Consider the following 22,215-nt stretch of genomic DNA (forward strand, 5'->3'; position numbering starts at 1 on the left):
CGTTGTGAGGCGTTGAGCTAACCAGTACTAATTGCCCGTGAGGCTTGACCATATAACACCCAAGCAATCTGAGATTGCAGTGGTAAACGAAACAAAGCCGAAAGCTTGTTGAACTCGTAATACCAATCACATACCCAATTCGGATAGACGTACGCAATACGGATATCCAACCGAATTGCTTGACGACCATAGAGCACTGGAACCACCTGATCCCTTTCCGAACTCAGCAGTGAAACGGTGCATCGCCGATGGTAGTGTGGGGTCTCCCCATGTGAGAGTAGGTCATCGTCAAGCACCTAAAACCAAAGCCCCTGAGCAAAAGCTCAGGGGCTTTGTCTTTTAAGCGTAAAAAATACGCGAAATAAACCTTTGCCAGCGGTCTAAGCCGATTTAGCGCTGAGGGGGGTTTCGCGGTAAAATCGCCAGCGAATTTTTCTGGAGCTCATATTCCATGTCCCGTATTACTCTGAGTCGCTACCTGATTGAGCAAACGCGCAGTCAGGAAACGCCGGCTGACCTGCGTTTTCTGATTGAAGTGGTAGCGCGTGCCTGTAAAGCGATCAGCCATGCTGTGTCTAAGGGCGCGCTCGGCGGCGTGCTGGGTAATGCCGGTAGCGATAATGTGCAGGGTGAGGCGCAGAAAAAGCTGGATGTGATTTCTAACGACATCCTGCTGGAAGCCAACGAATGGGGCGGCCACTTGGCGGCGATGGCTTCTGAGGAAATGGAAAAGGCTTACCAGATTCCTGGCGAGTTCCCGAAGGGCAAGTACCTGCTGTTGTTTGATCCACTGGATGGCTCGTCGAACATTGATGTAAACGTTTCGGTAGGCACTATTTTTTCGGTACTGCGTTGCCCGGAAGGCATCGATGCGCCGTGCGAAAAGGCTTTCTTGCAGCCAGGCGTCGAGCAAGTCGCAGCCGGTTATGCGATTTACGGCCCACAGACCATGCTGATGCTGACCTTAGGTCACGGGGTAAAAGGGTTTACCTTGGATCGCGAAGTTGGCTCGTTTGTGATGACTCACGATGACATCCGTGTGCCTGAGCAAACCAAAGAGTTCGCCATTAATGCCTCTAACCAGCGTCATTGGGAAGCGCCGGTTAAACGCTATGTGGACGAAATGCTCGCTGGTGAGACGGGGCCGCTGGGTAAAAACTACAACATGCGCTGGATTGCTTCGATGGTGGCCGATGTGCACCGTATCCTCACCCGTGGCGGTATCTTTATGTACCCGCGTGATGCACGTGAGCCGGAGAAGCCCGGCAAGCTGCGCTTGATGTACGAAGCCAACCCGATGTCCTTCATCATCGAGCAAGCCGGTGGTGCTGCGACTAACGGCCTAGAGCGCATTATGGATTTGCAGCCGACCTCGCTGCATGAGCGTGTCGCCGTATTCCTAGGTTCTAAAGAAGAAGTGGAGCGCGCTACGCGCTATCACCGCGAACAGCAGTAACGCGTATTTTTATCGCTCAGGGGCCGTTTACGGCCCCTGTCGTTTTTCTCCGGAGAGATTATGGCGCTGCAAGCGACCCCCTATAAGGCTGAGCTGAATATCACCGACATGGATCGCAACGTGTATGCGACCGTGCGCATGACCATTGCCCGCCATCCTTCAGAAACTGAAGAGCGCATGGCGGTGCGTTTGCTGTCGTATGCCTTGTGGTACGACGAAGCGCTAGCCTTTGGCCGTGGCTTGTCGGATGTCGATGAGCCGGCGCTGTGGAGTAAAACCCTCGATGGTCGTGTAGCGCACTGGATTGAAGTGGGCCAGCCGGATGCCGAGCGTTTGACCTGGTCCAGTCGCCGCGCCGAGCGGGTGAGCCTGATGGCATACGGCAACCTCAAACAGTGGACGACGAAAGTGGTGGGCAATATCGGCGCGTTAAATAACGTCGATATCGTGGCATTACCGCAAGAGCCGTTGGCTGCGCTGAGCGAGAACTTGCCGCGCACGATTAGTTGGGGCGTGATGATCAGCGATGGCGTGATGTTTGTCTCGGACGAGCACGGCCAAACCGAGTTGCCGCTGGAGTGGCTGAAAGGCGCGCATCGCTAATGCAGATTGATCTTCGTGGTGTGCCGGGTGAAATTCCGCCGCTCACCGAGTTGCCACTGTTGTCGCGCATCTATGCGGCGCGCGGTGTGCGCCATGCTGATGAGTTGGAGCGAGGCCTAAAGCACCTGCTGCCTTGGCAATCGCTCAAAGACATCGATGCAGCGCTGGCACTTTTGCAACAAGCCTTGCGCGAGCGTTGGTCGATTTTGGTGGTGGGCGATTACGACGCCGATGGCGCTACCGCGAGTAGCGTCGCTGTGCTGGGCTTGCGAGCGTTGGGTGCGGCGCAGGTGGATTATCTGGTGCCCAGTCGTTTCGACTACGGCTATGGTTTGACCCCGGAGATTGTTGCGGTTGCCGCAGAGCGCCGGCCACAGCTGTTGGTGACGGTGGATAACGGTATCTCCAGTGTCGACGGCGTGGCGGCGGCCAAAGCGCAAGGCATGCGTGTGCTGGTGACGGATCACCATTTACCCGGCGCTCAGCTGCCCGAGGCGGACGCCATTGTGAACCCCAATCAACCCGGTTGCGCTTTCCCTAGTAAGGCGCTGGCGGGTGTTGGGGTGATGTTTTATGTCTTGCTCGGTCTGCGTGCGCAGTTGCGGGAGCAAGGCTGGTTTGCTGGGCGCAGCGAGCCGAATTTGGCTGAGCTGCTGGATTTGGTCGCCCTGGGTAGCGTGGCGGATGTGGTGCCGCTGGATGCCAACAATCGCATCTTGGTGCATCAAGGTTTGCTACGGATTCGCGCCGGGCATTGCCGGCCAGGTATTCGCGCGCTGTTGGAAATTGCTGGGCGTAATCTGGCCTCGGTTGGCTCAACCGACTTGGGGTTTATCTTAGGGCCGCGTTTAAATGCTGCCGGCCGTTTGGATGATATGTCCTACGGCATTGAGTGTTTGCTCTGTGACGACCCGCAGCTGGCCCGCGAGATGGCGTTGGAGCTGGATGAAAAAAACCAAGAACGCAAAAGCATCGAGCAAGGCATGCAGCGTGAGGCTTTGGCGCAGCTGAAAGCGCTGGACGAGCAAAGCCTGCCGTTTGGTTTGTGCTTGTATGAGCCCGACTGGCACCAAGGCGTGATCGGCATCTTGGCGTCGCGCCTGAAAGAGCGCTATCACCGCCCAACCATTGCCTTTGCCGCCGCCGGTGATGGCACGCTAAAAGGCTCGGCGCGTTCGATTCAGGGCTTGCATGTGCGTGATGCGCTAGAGGCGGTTGCTGCGCTGCATCCGGGGCTGATCATCAAGTTTGGCGGGCATGCCATGGCAGCGGGTTTAACCCTGCATGAAGGCGATTTTGACCGTTTTAGCCAAGCCTTCGATGCGCAAGTGCGCCGCCAGTTAAGTGCGGAGGATCTCACCGGGCGCGTGCTCAGCGATGGTGAGCTAACCCACGCCGATGTGTGTTTGCCGGTGGCGCATGCTTTGCGTCAGGCCGGGCCTTGGGGGCAGGGCTTTCCTGAGCCGCTGTTTCATGGCGTGTTCCGTTTGCTGGATCAGCGCTTGCTGAAAGACAAGCACCTCAAGCTGCAGCTGCAAAGTGAGTGCGGTCGGGTGCAGGTAGATGGCATTGCCTTTAATGTCGAGCGTGAACAATGGCCGAATCCCACACGGCAATGGGCGCGGCTTGTCTATAAGCTCGAGGTCAATGAATACCGTGGGCGCGAATCGGTGCAGTTGCTCATCACCCATCTTGAGGCGTGTTGATTCTGCCGGGTAAGCCCCTACACTGCGCGCTTTGCATTAGGGAGTGATGTATTTCGTGAAGCTAAACAATAAGTTACGCAGCCTGCTGGGCATGGTTGGGGTGTATTGCTTGTGTGTCAGTTCGCCGTTGTTGGCGGCCTTGTCGTCACAGCAGCAGCAAACGCAAGATGCCCAAGTGGCGGCTTTGCAGGCCGCCACCCAGCTATTTATGCACCGCGGGGAAGGGCGCCAGCCTGCGCAGGCAGAACTTGCCGAAGCCGCTTTAGGTCGCTTGCAACAGCACAGCCAAGGGTTGGCTGTGGGTGACTTGCAGGCCAGCGTGCCAGCCTATCGACAGCAGGTGCAACAGGCGCTGGTCTACGACCTCAGCTCGCCGGATTTGCCGTGGGACTTCAACTTAAACTTCAGCAATGCGCTAAGCAGTGTGCTGCAGGGTTTGCAGCAAAACGCCATTGCCGCCAAGGCGCAGCCAACGTTAAGCGCCGAGCAGACGCTGTTGTGGGACCTACCCGCGCGCTTTCAGTATTTGGCTACCCGGTACACGGCGCGCGCCTATATTGGTGACCTTGAGCCGCTCAGCGAAGATGCCAACAGCTTCTTAGCGCAAGACCTCGACCAGCAAACTGCCGCGCTGGATAACGATCTGAAAGCGCTGGCTGTTGCATTAGAAGGCCGCGCGGATGTCGCCAGCCGCCTGCGTGACGTGCAAATCCGTTGGCGCTTTATCCACGGGCGCTTGCTCAATTACAACGACGACATGGCGCCGCTGATTGTCGAGCGCAGCTGTCGCGACATCGTTACGCATTTACAGGCTTTGCAACGCAGCTTGTGATGCGGCGTTGGTCGTCAGTGGCCCGTTTCTTGAGGTAACATAAGCGCCTTTTTTGCACACCGATTTAAAAGAGGCGCTGTCCTGTGGAAATCAATCCAATCCAGAACGCCATCAAAGACCTGACTGGCCGCACCGAGACCATCAGGGGGTATCTTTGACTACGATCACAAGCGTGATCGTTTAACCGAGGTCGAGCGCGAGCTGGAAGACCCGGAAGTCTGGAACAACCCGGAAAACGCACAAAACTTGGGCCGCGAACGCGCCCAGTTAGCTGCCATTATCGAAACCCTCGACGAGCTGACCGGCGGCCTGAGTGATTGCTCAGACCTGTTGGAGATGGCTGCTGAAGAAGATGACGAAAGCGCCGTGGCCGACGTCGAGGCTGAAGTTGCTCGCCTGCGCGACGCGCTGGAAAAGCTCGAATTCCGCCGCATGTTCAGCGGCGAAATGGACGCCAACAACTGCTATCTGGATATCCAAGCCGGCTCCGGCGGCACCGAAGCGCAAGATTGGGCCAATATTCTGCTGCGCATGTACCTGCGCTGGGCCGATCAACACGGTTTCGACACCGAAATCGTCGAACTCTCGGCCGGTGAAGTGGCCGGTATCAAGAGTGCCTCGGTGCACATCCGTGGCGAATACGCCTTCGGTTGGCTGCGCACCGAAATTGGCGTGCACCGCTTGGTGCGTAAGAGCCCGTTTGACTCCGGCAACCGTCGCCACACCTCGTTCTCGGCGGTGTTTGCCTCGCCAGAAATCGACGACAACATCGAAATCGATATCAACCCGGCTGATCTGCGTACCGACACCTACCGCTCCTCCGGCGCCGGTGGTCAGCACGTTAACACCACCGACTCGGCCGTGCGGATTACCCACGTACCGACGGGCGTGGTGGCCTCGTGCCAGACCGAGCGTTCGCAGCACCAGAACCGTGACCGCGCGATGAAAATGCTGCGCGCCAAGTTGTATGAGCTGGAGATGCAAAAGCGCAGCGCTGCCGCGCAAGCACTGGAAGACACCAAGTCGGACATCGGCTGGGGGCACCAGATTCGCTCCTACGTGCTGGATGCTTCGCGCATCAAAGACTTGCGTACCAGCATTGAAACCAGCAACTGCGATGCCGTGCTCGACGGCGATCTCGACCAATTTATTGAAGCCAGTTTGAAGCAGGGCCTGTAAGCGGCCCGATAACCGTGGAACCAACGACCATGAGCGACCAACAAAACGTCACCAGCGACCTGCAGCACGAAGAAAACAAACTGATTGCCCAGCGTAAAGAAAAGCTGGCCGCAGTGCGTGAGCAGGGCAATGCCTTCCCCAATGATTTCCGCCGCGACAGCTTCTGCGCCGACCTGCAGAAACAGTACGTCGAGCACAGCAAAGAAGCGCTGGAAGGCGAGCAAATCAAGGTTAAGGTGGCTGGTCGCTTGATGCTTAACCGTGGCGCGTTCATGGTGCTGCAAGACGTCAGTGGGCGCATTCAGCTGTACGTCAACCGCAAAGGCCTGCCGGCAGAGCAGCTTGAAGCGGTGAAGCATTTCGACTTGGGCGACATCATCGCCGCCGAAGGCACCTTGGCGCGCTCCGGTAAAGGTGATTTGTATGTCGACATGAGCGACGTGCGCTTGCTGACCAAGTCGTTGCGCCCGCTGCCGGACAAGCACCACGGCCTGACCGACATGGAAATGCGCTACCGCCAGCGTTATGTCGATCTGATCGTTAACGAAGAAACCCGCCACACCTTCCAAGTGCGCTCGCAAGTGATCGCGCACATTCGCCAGTTCTTGGCGGCGCGCGGCTTCTTGGAAGTGGAAACTCCGATGCTGCAAAGCATCCCTGGTGGCGCCGCGGCCAAGCCGTTTGAAACCCACCACAACGCGCTGGACATGGACATGTTCCTGCGTATCGCCCCCGAGCTGTACTTGAAGCGCTTGGTGGTCGGTGGTTTCGAGAAGGTTTTCGAGATCAACCGGAACTTCCGTAACGAAGGTGTCTCGACCCGTCACAACCCCGAATTCACCATGTTGGAGTTCTATCAGGCCTACGCCGATTACGAAGACAACATGGACCTCACCGAGCAGCTGTTCCGCGAGCTGGCGCAGCTGGTACTGGGCAGCACCGACGTGCCCTACGGCGACAAGCTGTTCCACTTCGGCGAGCCGTTTGCGCGTCTGTCGGTGTTTGACTCGATTCTCAAGTACAACCTCGAGATCAGCGCTGAAGACCTGAAAGACCTCGACAAAGCCCGTGCGATTGCCAAGAAAGCCGGTGCCGATGTGAAAGGTTTTGAAGGCCTCGGCAAGCTGCAAACCATGATCTTCGAGGAGCTGGTCGAGCATAAGCTGGAGCAGCCGACCTTTATCACCGAGTACCCGTTTGAAGTGTCGCCGCTGGCACGTCGCAACGATAATGACCCGAGTGTGACCGATCGCTTCGAGCTGTTTATCGGTGGCCGTGAAATCGCTAACGCCTACTCCGAGCTTAACGACGCCGAAGATCAGGCCGAGCGCTTTATGCAGCAGGTCAAAGACAAAGACGCCGGCGACGACGAAGCCATGCACTTCGACGCCGACTTCGTGCGTGCTCTGGAATACGGCATGCCGCCGACCGCCGGGGAAGGTATCGGTATCGACCGTTTGGTGATGTTGCTGACCAACTCACCGTCGATTCGCGATGTGATTCTCTTCCCGCATATGCGCCCAGAGCACTAAGGAAGCACTGATTTAATGGCTGCACAGCCCAATCGCGGCGTTACACGGTGCTCACAACCTCGCTTACCCGTCAGTATGTCTCGGTTGCTGCGCTCCGGGCGCCTTGCGCTTGGCCCGTTCGCCGATTAACTCAGCGCTTCCCAGACGTTGTCTAAAGAGAAACCCCGGCATGCCGGGGTTTTTTATGCGCCATTTTTACCCTTTGCCTCTTTTTAAGCATCGCTAGATGCATCGTTCGCTCGTATTGATCGGTAGTGCGTGAAGGTCATGTCGCCTTCCCATACACCCACGGCGCACGCTTTGCGTGGCTGTCTACGTGCGGGTGGTTTATATTCCGCACACGCTGTGCACCAAGTTGCACGCAGCCGATAACGATAAGGAAGAGAATATGTCCCGCGAAGCGCGCTCATCGCTGGTAGAGGCTTGGCAACAAGCCGGTGTTAGCGAAGTGGAATGTGTCACCCCCGACTTAAACGGCGTGCCGCGTGGCAAGGTCATGACGCTGGAGGGCTTCGCCAGCGGGCGTAATTTGCAGATGGCGCGTGGCGTGCTGCTGCAAAGCCTCGTGGGGCATTACCCCGATGCGCAGTATTACGGCAGCGATGATGGCGACTTAGTGCTGGAGCCCGTGCTGAGCCAGTCTTACCAGCTGCCATGGGCCGAGCAGCCGCGCGCGCTGACGGTGTGTGACTGCGTGGAGATTGAAGGTCAGTCTTCGGGGTTATCCAGCCGCACTCTGCTTAAGCGCATCGTCGAGCGTTATGCCGCCAAGGGTTGGTCGCCAGTGGTGGCTACTGAGCTGGAGTTCTTTATCTTCGCGCCGCATGCTGATCCGTATTTGCCGTTTCAGCCGCCGGTGGGCTTGGATGGACGCCGTGAAGAGGGCTATTCGGCCTTTAGTGTGGCCTCCAATAACGGCCTGCGGCCGTTTTGGGTTGAGGTGTATCGCTGCATGGAGGCCATGGGCATGCCGCGCGATACCTTTATGCACGAGATGGGCGTGTCGCAGTTTGAGATCAACTTCCACCACGGCGATGCGCTAAAAATTGCCGATCAGACCTTCCTGTTTAAGCACATGGTTAAAGAGGTGGCGCTTAAGCACGGGTTGATCGCTGTGTTTATGGCCAAGCCTTTGGCCAAGGTGGCGGGTAGCTCGATGCATCTACATCAGAGCGTGGTGGATGGCGCGGGCAAGAATATCTTTAACGATGCGCAAGACGAGGCGACCCCGGAGTTCTTCCATTATCTGGGCGGCCTGCAAGATGCCTTGGCAGATTTAACCTTGCTGTTAGCGCCGAATATCAACTCCTATCAGCGCTTGTTCCATCCGTATGCCTCGCCGAATAACTTTTGCTGGGCGCATGATAATCGCGCTTCCGGCCTGCGTATTCCGCCGAGCGTGCCGGAAGCGCGGCGGGTGGAAAACCGCGTAGCCGGTTGCGATGCCAACCCGTATTTACTCTTGGCGGTGAGCTTAGCCGCCGGCCTGCGCGGCATTGAGCAAAAGCTTGAGCCGACCGAGCCGATTGCTGGCGACTTCACCGCGCCGGAGAACATGCGCCTGCCGACCTCGATGCAAGAAGCCATGCGCCGCTTAAAACGCAGCAGCTTGGCGCGTGAGCTGCTGGGGGAGGAGTTTATCGAGGGCTTCTTGGCCTCCAAGTACATCGAGCTGGAAGACTTCTTAAGCGAGATCACTGCGTGGGAGCGGCGCTTTCTCGCCATGCAGGTATAAACAGGCGACCCCAAGCTTGCCTTGGGCGACCTCTAAGGCTCAGGCGCTGGCCTAGGGGTGGGTTAATCCGTTAGGGTGGAGCGCTCCTGTTCGCTGTTGGAGCCTTCGCCATGCCGCGCGCGCTGGTCTCATTTACCTCGTTATATGCCGCCACCTTATTAATGCTGCTGGGCAGTGGTTTGCTCAGCACGTATCTGGCGCTGCGCCTGTCTGCTAATGAAGTGGCCGATATCTGGATCGGTAGCCTGATGGCGGCGAACTATTTGGGTTTGGTGATTGGCGGCAAATTGGGCCACAAGTTGATTGCCCGTGTGGGGCATGTGCGCGCTTATGTGGCCTGCGGCGGCTTAGTGACGGCAGCGGTGTTATTGCATGGTCTGATCGACAACCTGGGCGCTTGGTTCGTGCTGCGCCTGTTAGTAGGCCTGTGCATGATGTGCCAATACATGGTGATCGAAAGCTGGCTTAACGAGCAGGCCGATAGCCAACAGCGTGGCATGGTGTTCTCCGGTTACATGGCAGCGGTGTACTTGGGTTTAGTGCTCGGCCAGCTGGCGTTGGGACTGGAGTCTGGCTTGGGTATCGAAGTGCTGCTGTGGGTAGCTATTTGCTTTGCCTTGGCCTTAGTGCCGGTGGCTGTTACCCGGCGCATGCATCCGGCGCCATTAGTGCCGGCACCCTTGGAGCCGCTGTTTTTCGTTAAGCGCATTCCGCAATCACTGATTACCGTGGCGGTCAGCGGTTTAGTCACTGGCGCCTTCTATGGCTTGGGGCCTGTGTATGCCAGTGCGGCGGGGCTGGATACTGCACAGGTCGGTCAGTTTATGGGCGTGTGCATTTTGGCTGGCCTGGTGGCGCAGTGGCCGTTGGGCAAGCTGTCGGATCGCATCGATCGCGCTCGCTTAATCCGTTACAACGCGCTGCTGTTATTGCTGGCCTGTGTGCCGTTATTGCTGATTAAAGAACCCGGTTTCTTATTGTTGCTGCTGATGGCCTTTGCCATCGGCTTGCTGCAATTCACCCTCTATCCGCTAGCCGTGGCGCTGGCCAATGACCATGTGGAGGCAGAGCGTCGCGTGTCGCTGACCGCCATGCTGTTGGTCACCTTCGCCTTGGGTGCGTGCGTGGGGCCGCTGTTGGTTGGCGGCTTAATGGCCTTCTTCGGTAATAACACCTTGTATGGTTTCTCGCTGGTGTGTGCGGCCTTGCTCGCGCTGTTGATTCGTCCGCAGGCGGTAACGGGCGAGCACCAAGTGGCCGAGGCTCCGTTGCAGCACCAAGGCATGCCACCGCTGATCGGCAGCTCGCCCTTGGTGGCGGCGCTCGACCCACGTGTTGACGAAGCCGTGGTGCAGGAGCAAATGGTCGATCAGCAACCCCCGGCGTCCTGACGGGCGCGGGGCTTTCTGCGACAATGGCGGCTGTTTTGTTTTGCCGTAAGTGAGTGCCCGATGGCCTGTCAGTCCCCGATCCTTGTTGCCCTCGATTACCCCAGCCAAGCGCAAGCCTTGGCGCTGGCCCAGCAGCTAGACCCTAGCCTGTGCCGCTTAAAGGTGGGCAAAGAGCTGTTCACCCGCTCTGGCCCGCAAGTGGTCGAGGCGCTGCAAGCGCAAGGCTTCGAGGTGTTTCTCGACCTGAAATTCCACGACATTCCCAACACCACTGCCATGGCCGTGAAAGCCGCCGCCGAGTTGGGCGTGTGGATGGTTAACGTGCATTGTTCCGGCGGCCTGCGCATGATGGCCGCTTGCCGCGAGGTGTTGGATCAGCACAACGGCACTAAGCCGCTGCTGATCGGCGTGACTGTGCTGACCAGCATGGAGCAAAGCGACTTGGCCGGGATTGGCCTGGATGTCGCGCCGCAAAGCCAAGTGCTGCGTTTGGCAGGTTTAGCCGCCGAAGCTGGTTTAGATGGCCTTGTTTGCTCGGCGCAAGAAGCCCCAGCCTTGAAAGCCGCGCAGCCTGCGTTGCAGTTGGTCACCCCCGGCATTCGCCCGGCCGGCAGCGCGGCAGATGACCAGCGCCGCATTCTTACCCCGCAACAGGCTTTGGCCGCTGGTTCCGATTACTTGGTCATCGGTCGGCCGATCACCCAAGCGGCAGACCCGGCAGCGGCATTGCGTGAGATTGTCTCTAGCCTGTAAATAGCTGAGAAAGCCCTTCACTGAATTAGGACCACCCATGCTCGATACCCTTAACCGCGCGATTGCCTCAATCAACCAAGTGGTCTTGGGTAAAGAGCAGCAAGTGCGTTTGGCCGTGGCCTGCCTGCTGGCGCGCGGCCATTTGCTGATTGAAGACTTGCCCGGCATGGGCAAAACCACCCTAAGCCATGCCTTGGCGCGGGTGATGGGCTTGTCGTTTCAGCGCATTCAGTTCACCAGCGATCTGCTGCCGGGGGATATTCTCGGCACTTCAGTGTTCGATAAAAACAGCGGCCAGTTTGTTTTTCATCCCGGGCCGATTTTTGCCGAGCTGGTGCTGGCGGATGAAATCAACCGCGCCACGCCAAAAAGCCAAAGCGCTTTGCTGGAGGCCATGGAAGAAGGGCAGGTGACCATCGAAGGGCAAACCCGCCCGCTGCCTGAGCCATTCTTCGTGATTGCCACGCAAAACCCAGTCAGCTCTAGCGGCACTTTTGCCTTGCCGGAATCGCAGCTCGACCGTTTCTTGATGCGCTTATCGCTGGGCTATCCGGCGCCGGCAGCGGAGAAAAACTTGCTGATGGGCATCACCCGTCGCGAGCTGATGCAAAGCCTCGAGCCGGTGCTTAATCACGCTCAGCTGGCCGCCCTGCAAGCTGAAGTGCCCAAGGTGCAGGCCCGCGAAGCGGTGGTCGATTACGTGCTGCGCATTGCTGAAGCCACCCGCAGTCAGCCGCAGTTTGCTTACGGTTTATCGCCACGCGGTGCGTTGGCCTTGTTAGCCGCAGCAAAAGCCTGGGCCTTGTTGGCAGGCCGCGCCTATGTGATTCCTGAAGATGTGCAAGCGGTGCTGCCAGCCGTGGCTGGGCACCGCTTGCGCCAGCAAGCCGATGCCGGCGGGCATGGCGGCGCTGCGCTGGTGCAGTGGCTGCTGCGAGAAGTGCCGGCGCTCTGATGCGCAGCGTGATGAGCCTTTGGCGCGCGCGCTGGCAGCGGTGGCTAGACCGGCGCATTCCCGCGCAAAGCGAGGTGCGCCTTAATCAGCGGCGCATTTTTATTATTCCCACCCGCCAAGGCTTAGGCTTTCTGCTGCTGATCGCCTTGCTGCTGATTGGCGCGATCAACTACCAAAATAACCTCGCGTACTTCTTAACCTTCTGGCTGCTGTCGTTGTTCTTAGTGGCCATTCTGCATACCTATCGCAGCTTGTCCGGCTTGTTGGTGCGTCGCCAAGTCAGCGTGCCGGTGTTTGCCGGGGAAGAGGCTTGCTTGCCGGTGGAGTTGGTCGGCGAACGCCGCGCCTATCAAGCCTTAGCGCTTGGCTGGCCACCGCAGCCACTGCAGATGGCCGATGTGCCCGCCAACGGCAGCACGCAGGTCGAGCTATTCGCGCATGCCAGTCAGCGCGGCTGGTTAGTGCCGGGGCGTTTACGGGTGGAAACGCGCTTTCCGCTGGGTTTGTTTGTGGCGTGGAGCTGGCTGGATTTAGACCAGCGCGTGTTGGTTTACCCCGCACCACAGGCCGGCGACTTACCGCTGGCCGATGCCGGCAGTCAAGACGATGACGAAGGCGTTCGGGTGATTCCCGGTGGCGTGGATGACTACCAAGGCTTGCGCAGCTACCAGCCCGGCGACAACAAGCGCCGTCTGCATTGGAAGGCCTTCTCGCGCGGCCAAGGCTTGTTGGTGAAAGACTTTGCCGGCTTGGCCGGGCGCGATATCTGGCTGGATTTCGCCCAAGTGGGCGGCGGGGTGGAGCAGCGCCTGTCGCGCTTAACCCATGCCGTGCTCAGCCTGTATGCCCAAAGCCAGCCCTTTGGCCTGCGCTTACCGGGTTTAGAGTTAGCCCCTGAGTGCTCGGCGGCGCACCGCGATGCCTGCCTGCGTGCCTTGGCTTTGTACGGGGTGAAAGCATGAGTGCCAGCTTGATTCCGCGCATCAGCCTGACTTGGCTATTGGTAGCGCAGGCGCTGGTGATTATTCCGCACCTGCTGCATGTGCCCAGTTGGCTGATCCCGCTGTGGCTGTTGTGTGCCGTGTGGCGCGTGCAGATTTTTCGCCAGCGTGCGGATTTCCCGCCCGCATGGCTCAAGGGTTTATTGCTACTCGGCGTGACCGCTGGGGTGCTGCTGTCGCATGGCACGCTGTTGGGCTTGGACGCCGGCGTTACCCTGCTGCTGTGCACCTTTGTGCTCAAGCTGGTGGAGATGCGCAAAGCGCGCGATGCGCAGGTGCTGATTACCATGGGCCTTTTCGCCGTGGTGACCAGTTATTTATTCGAGGACAGTCTGCTTAGCTTTGCCTACAGCTTGCTGCCGATTTCTGCCTTGATAGCGGCGCTGATCGGTATGCAGCAAAGCAGTTTTAACCAGCGCCCGTGGGCCACCTGGCGTTTGGCGGCGGGCTTGTTGCTGCAAGCCTTGCCGCTGATGTTGCTGCTGTTTGTGTTCTTCCCGCGGATTGGCCCGTTGTGGACGATGCCGACGGCCGATAAGGCCCGCACCGGCCTTGCCGAAAGCATGAGTCCGGCGGATGTGGCGGAGCTATCGCGCTCCGGCGAGTTGGCGTTTCGCGTCGAGTTTGACCAAGCCATTCCGCCGAATGCGCAGCGCTACTGGCGGGCGCTGACGCTGGAAGACTTCGATGGCCGGCGCTGGTCGCAAGCCGAGTTCACCCGACAAGCTCGTGCGCCCTTGCCGGACTGGCAAGCACAAGGCGAACCGCTCGATTACCAAGTACTGATGCAGCCCACCGGGCAGCCGTGGTTATTTGCTCTGGACACCGCAGCACCGCCCGACAGCGCTGGCCGGCAAGCAGTGGATTTTCGCGTGCAGCGCGGCAGGCCGATTGAGCAGGCGCTGTTGTATCGCATGCGCTCGTGGCCTGAGGCAGTGCGCCAAGCTCAGTTGCCGAGCCTGCAATATCGCTTGAACTTACGTTTGCCACGCGGCTTTGACCCACGCACGCGCGCTTGGGCTGCCGAGCTGAGCCAGCGTTTTGGTAGCGACCAGCAAGGTTTGGTGAATGAGGTGCTCAAGCACTTTAATCAGCAACCGTTTCACTACACGCTGCGTCCGCCGCTGTATGGTCAGCACAGTGTCGATGAGTTTTTGTTCGATGGTCGGCGCGGTTTCTGTGCCCACTATGCCGGCGCCATGGTGGTGGTGCTGCGCGCGGCGGGTATTCCGGCGCGGGTGGTGGCCGGCTACCAAGGTGGCGAGGTTAACGAGGCCGGCAACTATCTGTTGATTCACCAGTTTGACGCCCATGCGTGGGTCGAATATTGGCAGCCGGGCACAGGTTGGCAGAGTGTCGACCCCACCTATCAAGTAGCCCCCGAGCGCATTGAACAAGGCATTGAGCAGGCTTTGGCCGAAGAAGGCAGCTTTCTGGAAGGCGATCTGCTGGCCGGTGCGCAGCTGCGGAAATTGGCTTGGCTGAATCAACTGCGCCTGGCTTGGGATGACCTCAATTACAGTTGGCAGCGCTTGGTGTTGGGCTATCAGGGCGAGCAGCAAATGCAGTGGCTGGCCAGTTGGCTGGGTACGGTGGATTGGCAGCAGCTGGGGCTCACGCTTGTGGCGGTGATTGCCGTCTTGTTAGTGCTGCTAGGCGTCTGGCTGGTGAAGCCGTGGCAGGCACGCCCGGTAGCGCAGCAGCGTTATTTACTGGCCGCTGAGCGCTTGCTAGCGACCCAAGGCTTAGTGCGTGATTCAGGCGAAGGCGTGCGGCGTTTTAGTCAGCGTGCGCAAGTCAGCCTGCCGGCACAGGCAGCGGCGATTAAGGCGTTTTATCGCGAGTATGAGCAACAAGTGTTTGCCGCCGAGTCGGTGGATGAAGCGGCGTTGAAGCTGCGCTATCTGCGCTTGCGCCAAGCGCTGCCGTGGTGGCAGCGCTGGCGGGGCAAAAAAAACGCCGATTAATTCGGCGTTTTTTCTCAGTGGTGCTGCGCAGCCATTGATGGGGGGTTACTCGGCGAGGCCCACATAGACGTTCTGCACGTCGTCGTGGTTATCCAGCGCTTCTAAGAAGGCCAGCACTTCGTCCAGCTCGTCGCCAGACAAACTCACCGGGTTTTTGGCGCGATAGCCCAGTTTGGCGGAGTCGACGATAAAGCCATGCTCAGGCAGGGCGCGGCTGACGGTGTCCAGATCGGTTGGGTCGGTAATAAACAGGGCGCTGCCTTCTTCATCACCGTCTTCAAAATCTTGTGCGCCGGCTTCGATGGCCGCGAGTTCCGCATCGGCATCGCCTTCAGGGCTGGCTTCGATCAGGCCAACGTGGTCGAAGTCCCAAGCAACGGAGCCAGAGGTGCCCAGCTGGCCCTTACGGAACAACACGCGAATCTCGGCCACGGTGCGGTTGACGTTGTCGGTCAGGCATTCGACGATCACCGGCACGCGGTGCGGGGCAAAACCTTCGTACATCGGGTGTTCGAAGTTGACCACTTCACCCGACAGGCCCGCGCCTTTTTTAATTGCGCGGTCGAGGGTGTCTTTGGGCATCGACAGCTTTTTAGCTTGGTGAATAGCCAGACGCAGCTTGGCGTTCATCTCCGGGTCGGCGCCGTTGCGTGCGGCAACCATGATTTCCTTAACCAGACGGCCGAACAGTTTGCCTTTGGCGTTGGCGGCGGCTTCTTTATGTTTGGCTTTCCATTGGGCGCCCATGGCGATCATCTCTTTAACGAAAAAACGAAGCGGCGATTGTAAAACAAAAAAGGGCGACCATTGGTCGTCTTAGGGGCTGATGCCGTTTCGGCGCGCGCTCGACGGTGCTTGTTTTTGCACACAGCTAGGCGTGAAGCGTGAGGTTTGGTGTTTCAAATAAGCGCTGAGCAACGACGCAGTGAGCAAAAACAAGCCCGTCCCGAAGGGTTGCGCGCAAAATCGCGCCATGTGTTGTTGCGGAGCTTGGCAAGGGAGTCAACCATTGCCAGCGCCCCACGCCTAACATGACGCGATTTTTCGCAGCAACGCGGGCTGCGCCGAAACGGCATCAGCCCCTAGAACACCTTCAGAATTCTGCGTGTGTTTATTTAATCTGAACCTTTTCCAGCAAGTAAGGCTTGGCGCTGTCATCACCCACGCGCGCAGCTTCGTCGGCTAGGCGCAGGGCTTTTTCCAGATCGCGATTGGCCAGTGCCGCATCGATGGCTTGGCGGTAGAAGGCTTTGGTTTCTGGCTGCACCGGTGGCGGCGGCAGGCTGGGTACTGTGTTGCCCATCTCTTGGCCAATGCTGCGCGGTGGAACATAAGTGTTGGCGATCTGGCCGGCTACCTTGTCTTCAATCACCACCATTTTGATGATGCCTTCCGGCACATGCTTGGCTTCCAGATCGGCAATGTTGGGCGGCTCGGTGCCACGGGCTTTGGCATACGACTTGGCCGGGTGCTCGATGATGGTCTTGCCGGCCATCTGTGCATCGCTGGTGTAGAGCACTAAATAGGCTTCGTTGCCGGCGTTATCCAGATACAGGCGGTCAACGCGCAGACGGGCGTCCAAGCTGTCGCCTTTTAAGCCTTGCGCGGGTACGAACTGGAAGTCGTCTTTGCCCAGCAGGCGGGTGATTTGCAAGTTGCCGTTAAGCAGCATGGCGTTGGGTGCCAAGACAGTATCGCCGGCTTGGCTGTACAGGCGAATCTCGAAAGAGCGGCTGTTTTGCGGCAGGGCAAAGGCGCGGAAAAAGCTTTTCCCGCTGTCGAAGTTAAACGCCGGTGCGCTGCGGTCGATGATTACATTGCCGCTGAAATCGGGGGCGATTTGGGTAAACGGCAGGCTTTGCAGGCTGTCACAGCACACGCTAGCGGCGCGCAGGGCGTCTTGTGCTGATTGTGCGCTGACTGCCAACGGCGCAGGCGCCTTATTAAAGGCATCCACTTGGCGCAGGTTGGTCGGTTCGCTGGCGCAGCCGGCGAGTAGGGCGGTGCAGGCAGCCAAGAGCAAGGGGAGGCGGCTGAAGTGTTGTTTCATGGTGTCCTCGAAGACTCACATTCGGGGAAAGCCCCCGCAGCCGTGGCCGGTAACGATAGGGCCTGCGTTTGCGCACTGCGGGGTAAGTTCAGGAGCAGCGTTAAAGCGCCCCTTAACACCTCACGGTGGTGTTAAGGGGCAGCCGATTACCACCATGCTTCGGCTTGTACACCAAAGGTTAGGCCGTCGTCTTCGCCGGTTTCGATCGACTCGCTAGCGGCGTTGTACTCATCACCGTCCCACATGGCGTAGGTGGCGAATACGCGGATCTGCGGGCGTGCCCAGAAGCTACGACCGGCTGACCACTGCTGGGCAATGGTGAATTTCTTCAGGTCGATGGTTTCTTTGCCGTCGGCTTGCGGGTCGACTTGGTCGTAGCCGAATTCGAAGGCGGTGGACATCACGTTGTCCCACTTGTACACCGGACGCACGCCGAGGGAGAGCCACTCTTGGCCGTCGTTGTTGTCCAAGTCTTTGTCTTCGTAGATCTGCACGTACATCATTTCGATGTCGTCGGTCAGGCCAATCACGCCTTGGTTAACCAAGCGGATCATCTTGCCGTCGCTGTTGCCGGTGTTGTTGCGGCCGGTAGAGCCGATGATACCGTCGGTGCCGTATTGCAGGGCTAGCTTGTTAAAGCCGCCAAACCAGTTGCCTTGGGTGTGTTCCAAGGTGACCAAATGGCCTTTGTTGTCGGTGTAGCCGGGGTCTTTTTCCTGCTCGTCGGTCAGGTTGGCTTTGCCGTAGTCGTAGCCGACTTCTAGCTTGCCGTCGGTGTTGACGTTAATGTCGGTCAGGCGGAAGTCGAAGGTGTCGTTGGCGACGTTAGTCCCAGTGCCGGCGCCGTTGTAAGTCCAGTTACCGTCGGTGTTACGCATCCACGCCACGTGGGCTTTAGCAAAACCTAGATCAATATCTTCGATACCCGCGCCTGGGCCTGATACGTCCCAGTAGTAGTAGTCGTTGATATGCACGTCATGGCGTTTGTAATAGCGCTTACCTGCCCACAAGGTGGCGCCCGGCAGCATGCTCAGCACGTTTTTACCCTGCACGTTGAACTGGCGAATCGAGCTGGTGCCGTTCTCGTAGGGGTTGTCGCTGTTGCCGTTTTTGCTGTCGGTGGCTTCCCAGTCGTTGGCCTGATTGGACTTGTAGGCAATCATGCTGTCGACGTAGAAGCTCTGGTCGCCTTCTTTCCACAGCTCTTGGCCGAGGCCGACTTCGGCGTAGGTTTCGCACTCGTTACCTAGGCGGTACTTGGCGCCAGCGCCTTTGGCTTGGAAGCAGGCTTGATCACCACCGCCGCCGGTGGCGCCGATGCCTGAGCGCATGTAGCCGTGGAAGTCGACAGCCATTGCCGGCGCAGCCACTAACAGAGCAGCGAGGGCTGCGCTGGGCTTGAGCAGGAAGGCAGGTTTTTTCGTGTTCATGGCGGGTCCTTTGTTGTTTTTGTTGGCTCTATCAGGTGGCCAGAGGGCAATCCCCCTTGGACGCTGCGTAGTAATAAAACAACGAAAGGTGCTGTGCAATCGGGTAAAAGTAACGTGTTTGATACCTGCCCAGTGATGCTTGCGGCGCCCGTTGTTGTTTTCGCTATACAGCGTGTGGGTGTTACGCCTTGCCGTGCAATCAGGTTTGCCGGCGTAGTGCAGAATCGGTGAAGTACGGAAGTGAGGCCTCATCCCCGGCGTAGTTTTTCAGGGATGAGGGGGGAGTAGTAGGGTGGGTGGCGGCTTTAGTGCGGTGGTTTTGTGCGTCAGTGCACGCTTATGGCGTTTTGCCAGTGCAGCTGCTCGCGGGGTGATTGGCCGTTATTGCGCGTCGTCGTCGCTGTCGCTGCCGGGTTGGTAACGGGTCGGCAGTAGGCTCTCTTTGATTTTGCGCAGGTGCGGTTGAAAATCGCTGCCGCGCCGCAGCGTTACGCCGGTGGCGAGCACATCGAGTACGGTGAGCTGAATCAGGCGCGAGGTCATGGGCATGTAGATGTCGGTGTCTTCTTGGTCGGGAATCGCCAAACACACACTGCACACCTGCGCCAGCGGCGAGCCGGCGGCGGTGATGCCAATCACCGAGGCGCCATTTTCGCGCGCTTCGCGGGCGACTTCCACCAGGTCGCGGGTGCGCCCGGTGTAAGAAAGAATCACAAACACATCGCCGGTGTGCGCCACGGCGGTGATCATCCGTTGCATCAGAACATCGACCTGTGCGCTAACCGCGAGGTTAAAGCGGAAGAACTTGTGCTGCGCATCCAGCGCCACGGAGGCCGAGGCGCCTAGGCCAAAGAAGTGGATTTGCCGTGCCTGAATCAGCAGGTCTACGGCTTTGCTGATCTGCTTGGTGTCGCAGCTTTGCAGGGCCGACTCCAGTGAGGCAATGGTGCTGGCGAAGATCTTTTGCGTGTAATCCTCCACGCTGTCATCAGCTTCGACCGCACGGCTAACGTAGGTGGCACCGCTGGCTAAGCTTTGCGCGAGCTGAATTTTTAGCTCCGGATAGCCCTGAATATTAAAGCTGCGGCAGAAGCGATTGACCGTCGGCTCGCTAACGCCGGCGGCTTGGGCGAGGGCGGCAATGCTGAAGCGGGTGGCTTGCTCGGGGTTGGCGAGAATGGCTTCGGCGACCTTGCGCTCAGCTTTGTTCAGTTCGGCAACGTTATCGCTGATGGTGTCCAGCAGGTTCTGTGCGCGTTCCATACGAAGTCCTTGTGTGCGCGAAAAAGGGCGCAGGCTGAGTTGATGCTAGTGCGACACGGCTAATCTACCAAGAGGAAAACGCTTTCTGAAAAGAAATGTTGTTTTTTTACTACTTTTGAGTTTTTATAACGTCAATGCGATGGCGCGGCTTGTGCTGAGTGCGCCAGTGTTTGGATAACGGTGAACTTTTATGCCCATCATTCGTGTTGAGCCCTGCTCGCTAGCCCTGTTTGGTGCGTTGGGTGACTTGGCGCTGCGCAAATTGTTTCCTGCGTTGTACCAGCTGGATCGTGCCGGTCTGCTGCATCTGGATACCCGCCTAGTCGCCTTGGCGCGTGACGAAGGTGATGACGCCGCCTTGCATAAACAGTTGCGCGCCTCGTTAAAGCGCTTTGTCGCCGCTGATGAGCAAGACCCAGCGGTGATCGATCGCTTTATCAGTCGCTGCTGCTACCTGCGCATGGATTTTCGTAAGCGCGAGGATTACCAAGCGCTGCCTGACTTGTTGCCCGCCGGTATCCCGCTGGTGGCGTATTTCGCCACGCCGGCGTCGGTGTATGGCGATATCTGCCGCGAGCTGGCGCATCTACAGCTGATCGACAACACCCGCGTGGTGCTGGAAAAGCCCATCGGTCATTCGCTGGAGTCCTCGCGTGAGGTTAACGAGGCGGTGGCGCAGTACTTCCCAGAAAATGCCATCTACCGTATCGACCATTACTTGGGTAAAGAAACGGTACAGAACCTGATTGCTCTGCGTTTTGCCAATAGCCTGTTCGAGAACCAATGGAACAGCCGCTATATCTCCCACGTCGAAATTACCGTGGCTGAAAAGGTGGGCATCGAAGGTCGCTGGGGTTATTTCGATCAGGCCGGTCAGCTGCGCGACATGGTGCAAAACCACTTATTGCAGTTGCTTTGCTTAACCGCGATGGAGCCGCCGAGCGATTTGTCGGCCGACAGCATTCGTGACGAAAAGGTCAAAGTGCTCAAGGCGCTGGCGCCGATTACCCCTGATTTGCTCGGTACCCATGTGGTGCGCGGGCAGTATGCCGCCGGCAGCATCGACGGCCAGCCGGTGCCGGGTTATCTAGAAGAAGACAACGCCAACCAGCAGAGTAATACCGAAACATTTGTCAGCCTGCGCTGCGAGATTCGCAACTGGCGTTGGAGCGGCGTGCCTTTCTATCTGCGTACCGGCAAGCGCATGCAGCAGAAGCTGTCGCAGATCGTGATCCACTTTAAAGAGTCGTCGCATTACATCTTTGCCGAAGAGCAGCGCGACCAAGTCAGCAATAAGCTGATCATTCGCCTGCAGCCCGACGAAGGTATTTCGCTGCAAGTAATGACCAAAGAGCAGGGCTTGGATAAAGGCATGCACCTGCGCAGCGGCCCGCTGCAGCTGAGTTTCTCCGACGCTTTTAGCGCTAAGCGCATCCCCGATGCCTATGAGCGTTTGCTGCTGGAAGTGATGCAGGGCAATCAATACCTGTTCGTGCGTAAGGACGAAGTGGAAGCCGCCTGGCGCTGGTGCGATCAGCTGCTAGCCAGCTGGCGCCAAGATGGCTCGGCACCGAAAAAATACCCCGCAGGCAGCTGGGGGCCGGTGGCTTCGATTGCCATGATCACCCGTGACGGCAGGTCTTGGTATGGCGATCTTTGACGATTTTTTGCCCGCCGGCGTACAGGCGCATGCGCTGGCCGATGCCAGTGTGCACGCGCAAGTGCTGGCGCGGCGCGTGGCGGTGGCGCTAGAGCACACCATTGCTGAATATGGCGATGCCAGCTTATTGGTCAGCGGCGGGCGTAGCCCCGTGGCGTTTTTTCAGGCGCTGCGTAACGCACCGCTGAATTGGGCCAAGGTGCGTGTGTCGTTAGTGGATGAGCGCTGGGTGCCTGAGAGTGATCCGGCTAGCAATGCGGCGCTAGTCAAGCAGCACCTGCTGCAAGACGCCGCCGCTGTGGCGCAGTTTGAGCCGCTGTATTTGGGCGTGAGCCAGAGTGCGGATGCACAAACGGTGGCCGAGCGTTGGCAAAGTCGCCGTGCGCCGGATGTGGTGGTGCTGGGCATGGGTGGCGATGCGCACACTGCGTCTTTATTTCCGCGTGCTGAAGGCTTAGCGCAAGGCTTGGCCGCTGACGGCCCGCTGTGTTTGCCCATGCAAGCCAGCGCAGCGCCAACGGCGCGACTGAGCTTTACCGCGGCATTGCTGCGTCGGGCGCCGGTGCAGCTGCTGGCCATTGCCGGGCAAGACAAGCTCGCTGCGCTGCGTGAAGCCGTTGTCGGCGATGCCCTGGATAAACCGATCAAAGCCTTTTTGCGCGCACCGCTGACTATTTATTGGTGCCCGTAAACGCCCGCCCG

General features: G+C 58.6%; 18 protein-coding genes and 1 rRNA gene. 15 read left to right on the top strand and 4 right to left on the bottom strand.

The annotated features are described in order from the left end of the window. Positions 1–178 precede the first annotated feature (178 nt). The 13 genes from rrf to BMX80_RS05705 all read left to right on the top strand — a co-directional run bounded on the left by rrf (position 179) and on the right by BMX80_RS05705 (position 15,110). A 5S ribosomal RNA gene (gene rrf, locus BMX80_RS05645) occupies positions 179–294 on the top strand. A gap of 157 nt (positions 295–451) precedes the next feature. Continuing rightward, positions 452–1,456, top strand: coding sequence for a class 1 fructose-bisphosphatase (locus tag BMX80_RS05650; protein ID WP_071870718.1), 1,005 nt, complete (start codon positions 452–454; stop codon positions 1,454–1,456). 60 nt (positions 1,457–1,516) lie between these two features. After that, the gene (locus BMX80_RS05655; protein ID WP_074866153.1) at positions 1,517–2,059 is read left to right on the top strand and encodes a YaeQ family protein; all 543 of its coding nucleotides are present in this window, start codon (positions 1,517–1,519) and stop codon (positions 2,057–2,059) included. Continuing rightward, positions 2,059–3,765, top strand: coding sequence for a single-stranded-DNA-specific exonuclease RecJ (gene recJ / locus BMX80_RS05660; RefSeq protein WP_074866156.1), 1,707 nt, complete (start codon positions 2,059–2,061; stop codon positions 3,763–3,765). Before BMX80_RS05655 ends, recJ begins: the two co-directional genes overlap by 1 nt. A 55-nt stretch (positions 3,766–3,820) precedes the next feature. Then, on the top strand, positions 3,821–4,597 hold the full coding sequence (locus tag BMX80_RS05665; RefSeq protein WP_139214027.1) for a hypothetical protein: 777 nt from the start codon (positions 3,821–3,823) through the stop codon (positions 4,595–4,597). Positions 4,598–4,680: 83 nt separating this feature from the next. After that, positions 4,681–5,776, top strand: a protein-coding gene (gene prfB, locus BMX80_RS05670) for a peptide chain release factor 2 (RefSeq protein ID WP_139214028.1) whose coding sequence is annotated in 2 segments (ribosomal slippage) — positions 4,681–4,752 and positions 4,754–5,776 — 1,095 coding nt in all. Because the reading frame shifts where the segments join, the coding sequence is not laid out codon by codon here. Between the two features lie 29 nt (positions 5,777–5,805). Beyond that, positions 5,806–7,308: a lysine--tRNA ligase gene (gene lysS, locus BMX80_RS05675; protein WP_074866161.1), complete on the top strand. Its 1,503-nt coding sequence runs from the start codon at positions 5,806–5,808 to the stop codon at positions 7,306–7,308. 388 nt (positions 7,309–7,696) lie between these two features. Then, positions 7,697–9,043 carry a glutamine synthetase family protein gene (locus tag BMX80_RS05680; RefSeq protein WP_074866164.1) on the top strand — a complete coding sequence of 449 codons (1,347 nt, stop codon included), beginning with the start codon at positions 7,697–7,699 and terminating at the stop codon, positions 9,041–9,043. A 110-nt stretch (positions 9,044–9,153) separates the two neighbouring features. Then, complete coding sequence (locus BMX80_RS05685) at positions 9,154–10,434, top strand: MFS transporter (RefSeq protein WP_074866167.1); 1,281 nt, start codon at positions 9,154–9,156, stop codon at positions 10,432–10,434. 60 nt (positions 10,435–10,494) lie between these two features. Continuing rightward, positions 10,495–11,187 carry an orotidine-5'-phosphate decarboxylase gene (gene pyrF, locus BMX80_RS05690; protein WP_074866170.1) on the top strand — a complete coding sequence of 231 codons (693 nt, stop codon included), beginning with the start codon at positions 10,495–10,497 and terminating at the stop codon, positions 11,185–11,187. Positions 11,188–11,224: 37 nt separating this feature from the next. Beyond that, positions 11,225–12,142: an AAA family ATPase gene (locus tag BMX80_RS05695; RefSeq protein WP_071870709.1), complete on the top strand. Its 918-nt coding sequence runs from the start codon at positions 11,225–11,227 to the stop codon at positions 12,140–12,142. An 11-nt stretch (positions 12,143–12,153) separates the two neighbouring features. Beyond that, entirely contained in the window at positions 12,154–13,104 is a 951-nt protein-coding gene (locus tag BMX80_RS05700; RefSeq protein ID WP_407922779.1) for a DUF58 domain-containing protein, read from the top strand. After that, positions 13,101–15,110, top strand: a complete 2,010-nt coding sequence (locus tag BMX80_RS05705; RefSeq protein WP_074866176.1) for a transglutaminase TgpA family protein — start codon at positions 13,101–13,103, stop codon at positions 15,108–15,110. The genes BMX80_RS05700 and BMX80_RS05705 overlap by 4 nt, the downstream gene beginning before the upstream one ends. Positions 15,111–15,155: 45 nt before the next feature. Here the strand turns inward: BMX80_RS05705 and BMX80_RS05710 are convergent, their stop codons facing one another. The 4 genes from BMX80_RS05710 to BMX80_RS05725 all read right to left on the bottom strand — a co-directional run bounded on the left by BMX80_RS05710 (position 15,156) and on the right by BMX80_RS05725 (position 19,853). Beyond that, positions 15,156–15,857, bottom strand: coding sequence for a YebC/PmpR family DNA-binding transcriptional regulator (locus BMX80_RS05710; protein ID WP_074866179.1), 702 nt, complete (start codon positions 15,855–15,857; stop codon positions 15,156–15,158). Positions 15,858–16,221: 364 nt separating this feature from the next. Then, positions 16,222–17,160, bottom strand: coding sequence for a MalM family protein (locus tag BMX80_RS05715; RefSeq protein ID WP_071870706.1), 939 nt, complete (start codon positions 17,158–17,160; stop codon positions 16,222–16,224). 146 nt (positions 17,161–17,306) lie between these two features. Continuing rightward, complete coding sequence (locus BMX80_RS05720; RefSeq protein WP_074866182.1) at positions 17,307–18,590, bottom strand: maltoporin; 1,284 nt, start codon at positions 18,588–18,590, stop codon at positions 17,307–17,309. A gap of 381 nt (positions 18,591–18,971) precedes the next feature. After that, a complete protein-coding gene (locus BMX80_RS05725) occupies positions 18,972–19,853 on the bottom strand; it encodes a MurR/RpiR family transcriptional regulator (protein ID WP_074866185.1) in 882 nt (293 codons plus the stop codon). A gap of 190 nt (positions 19,854–20,043) precedes the next feature. Here BMX80_RS05725 and zwf point away from each other — a divergent pair, with 190 nt between their 5' ends. Together zwf and pgl are read left to right on the top strand one after the other, a co-directional pair. Next, the gene (gene zwf, locus BMX80_RS05730; protein ID WP_071870703.1) at positions 20,044–21,513 is read left to right on the top strand and encodes a glucose-6-phosphate dehydrogenase; all 1,470 of its coding nucleotides are present in this window, start codon (positions 20,044–20,046) and stop codon (positions 21,511–21,513) included. After that, complete coding sequence (pgl, locus tag BMX80_RS05735; RefSeq protein WP_074866188.1) at positions 21,500–22,204, top strand: 6-phosphogluconolactonase; 705 nt, start codon at positions 21,500–21,502, stop codon at positions 22,202–22,204. The genes zwf and pgl overlap by 14 nt, the downstream gene beginning before the upstream one ends. Positions 22,205–22,215: the final 11 nt, after the last annotated feature.

Origin of the sequence: Atopomonas hussainii, from assembly GCF_900109735.1 — a bacterium.
Lineage (GTDB): Bacteria > Pseudomonadota > Gammaproteobacteria > Pseudomonadales > Pseudomonadaceae > Atopomonas > Atopomonas hussainii.

What these genes read in the sequence shown, in the direction of transcription:
- BMX80_RS05650 (WP_071870718.1), top strand. Translation starts at nt 452, where the DNA reads ATGTCCCGTATTACTCTGAGTCGCTACCTGATTGAGCAAACGCGCAGT.
- BMX80_RS05655 (WP_074866153.1), top strand. Translation starts at nt 1,517, where the DNA reads ATGGCGCTGCAAGCGACCCCCTATAAGGCTGAGCTGAATATCACCGAC.
- recJ (WP_074866156.1), top strand. Translation starts at nt 2,059, where the DNA reads ATGCAGATTGATCTTCGTGGTGTGCCGGGTGAAATTCCGCCGCTCACC.
- lysS (WP_074866161.1), top strand. Translation starts at nt 5,806, where the DNA reads ATGAGCGACCAACAAAACGTCACCAGCGACCTGCAGCACGAAGAAAAC.
- BMX80_RS05680 (WP_074866164.1), top strand. Translation starts at nt 7,697, where the DNA reads ATGTCCCGCGAAGCGCGCTCATCGCTGGTAGAGGCTTGGCAACAAGCC.
- BMX80_RS05685 (WP_074866167.1), top strand. Translation starts at nt 9,154, where the DNA reads ATGCCGCGCGCGCTGGTCTCATTTACCTCGTTATATGCCGCCACCTTA.
- pyrF (WP_074866170.1), top strand. Translation starts at nt 10,495, where the DNA reads ATGGCCTGTCAGTCCCCGATCCTTGTTGCCCTCGATTACCCCAGCCAA.
- BMX80_RS05695 (WP_071870709.1), top strand. Translation starts at nt 11,225, where the DNA reads ATGCTCGATACCCTTAACCGCGCGATTGCCTCAATCAACCAAGTGGTC.
- BMX80_RS05700 (WP_407922779.1), top strand. Translation starts at nt 12,154, where the DNA reads ATGAGCCTTTGGCGCGCGCGCTGGCAGCGGTGGCTAGACCGGCGCATT.
- BMX80_RS05705 (WP_074866176.1), top strand. Translation starts at nt 13,101, where the DNA reads ATGAGTGCCAGCTTGATTCCGCGCATCAGCCTGACTTGGCTATTGGTA.
- BMX80_RS05710 (WP_074866179.1), bottom strand. Translation starts at nt 15,857, where the DNA reads ATGGGCGCCCAATGGAAAGCCAAACATAAAGAAGCCGCCGCCAACGCC.
- BMX80_RS05715 (WP_071870706.1), bottom strand. Translation starts at nt 17,160, where the DNA reads ATGAAACAACACTTCAGCCGCCTCCCCTTGCTCTTGGCTGCCTGCACC.
- BMX80_RS05720 (WP_074866182.1), bottom strand. Translation starts at nt 18,590, where the DNA reads ATGAACACGAAAAAACCTGCCTTCCTGCTCAAGCCCAGCGCAGCCCTC.
- BMX80_RS05725 (WP_074866185.1), bottom strand. Translation starts at nt 19,853, where the DNA reads ATGGAACGCGCACAGAACCTGCTGGACACCATCAGCGATAACGTTGCC.
- zwf (WP_071870703.1), top strand. Translation starts at nt 20,044, where the DNA reads ATGCCCATCATTCGTGTTGAGCCCTGCTCGCTAGCCCTGTTTGGTGCG.
- pgl (WP_074866188.1), top strand. Translation starts at nt 21,500, where the DNA reads ATGGCGATCTTTGACGATTTTTTGCCCGCCGGCGTACAGGCGCATGCG.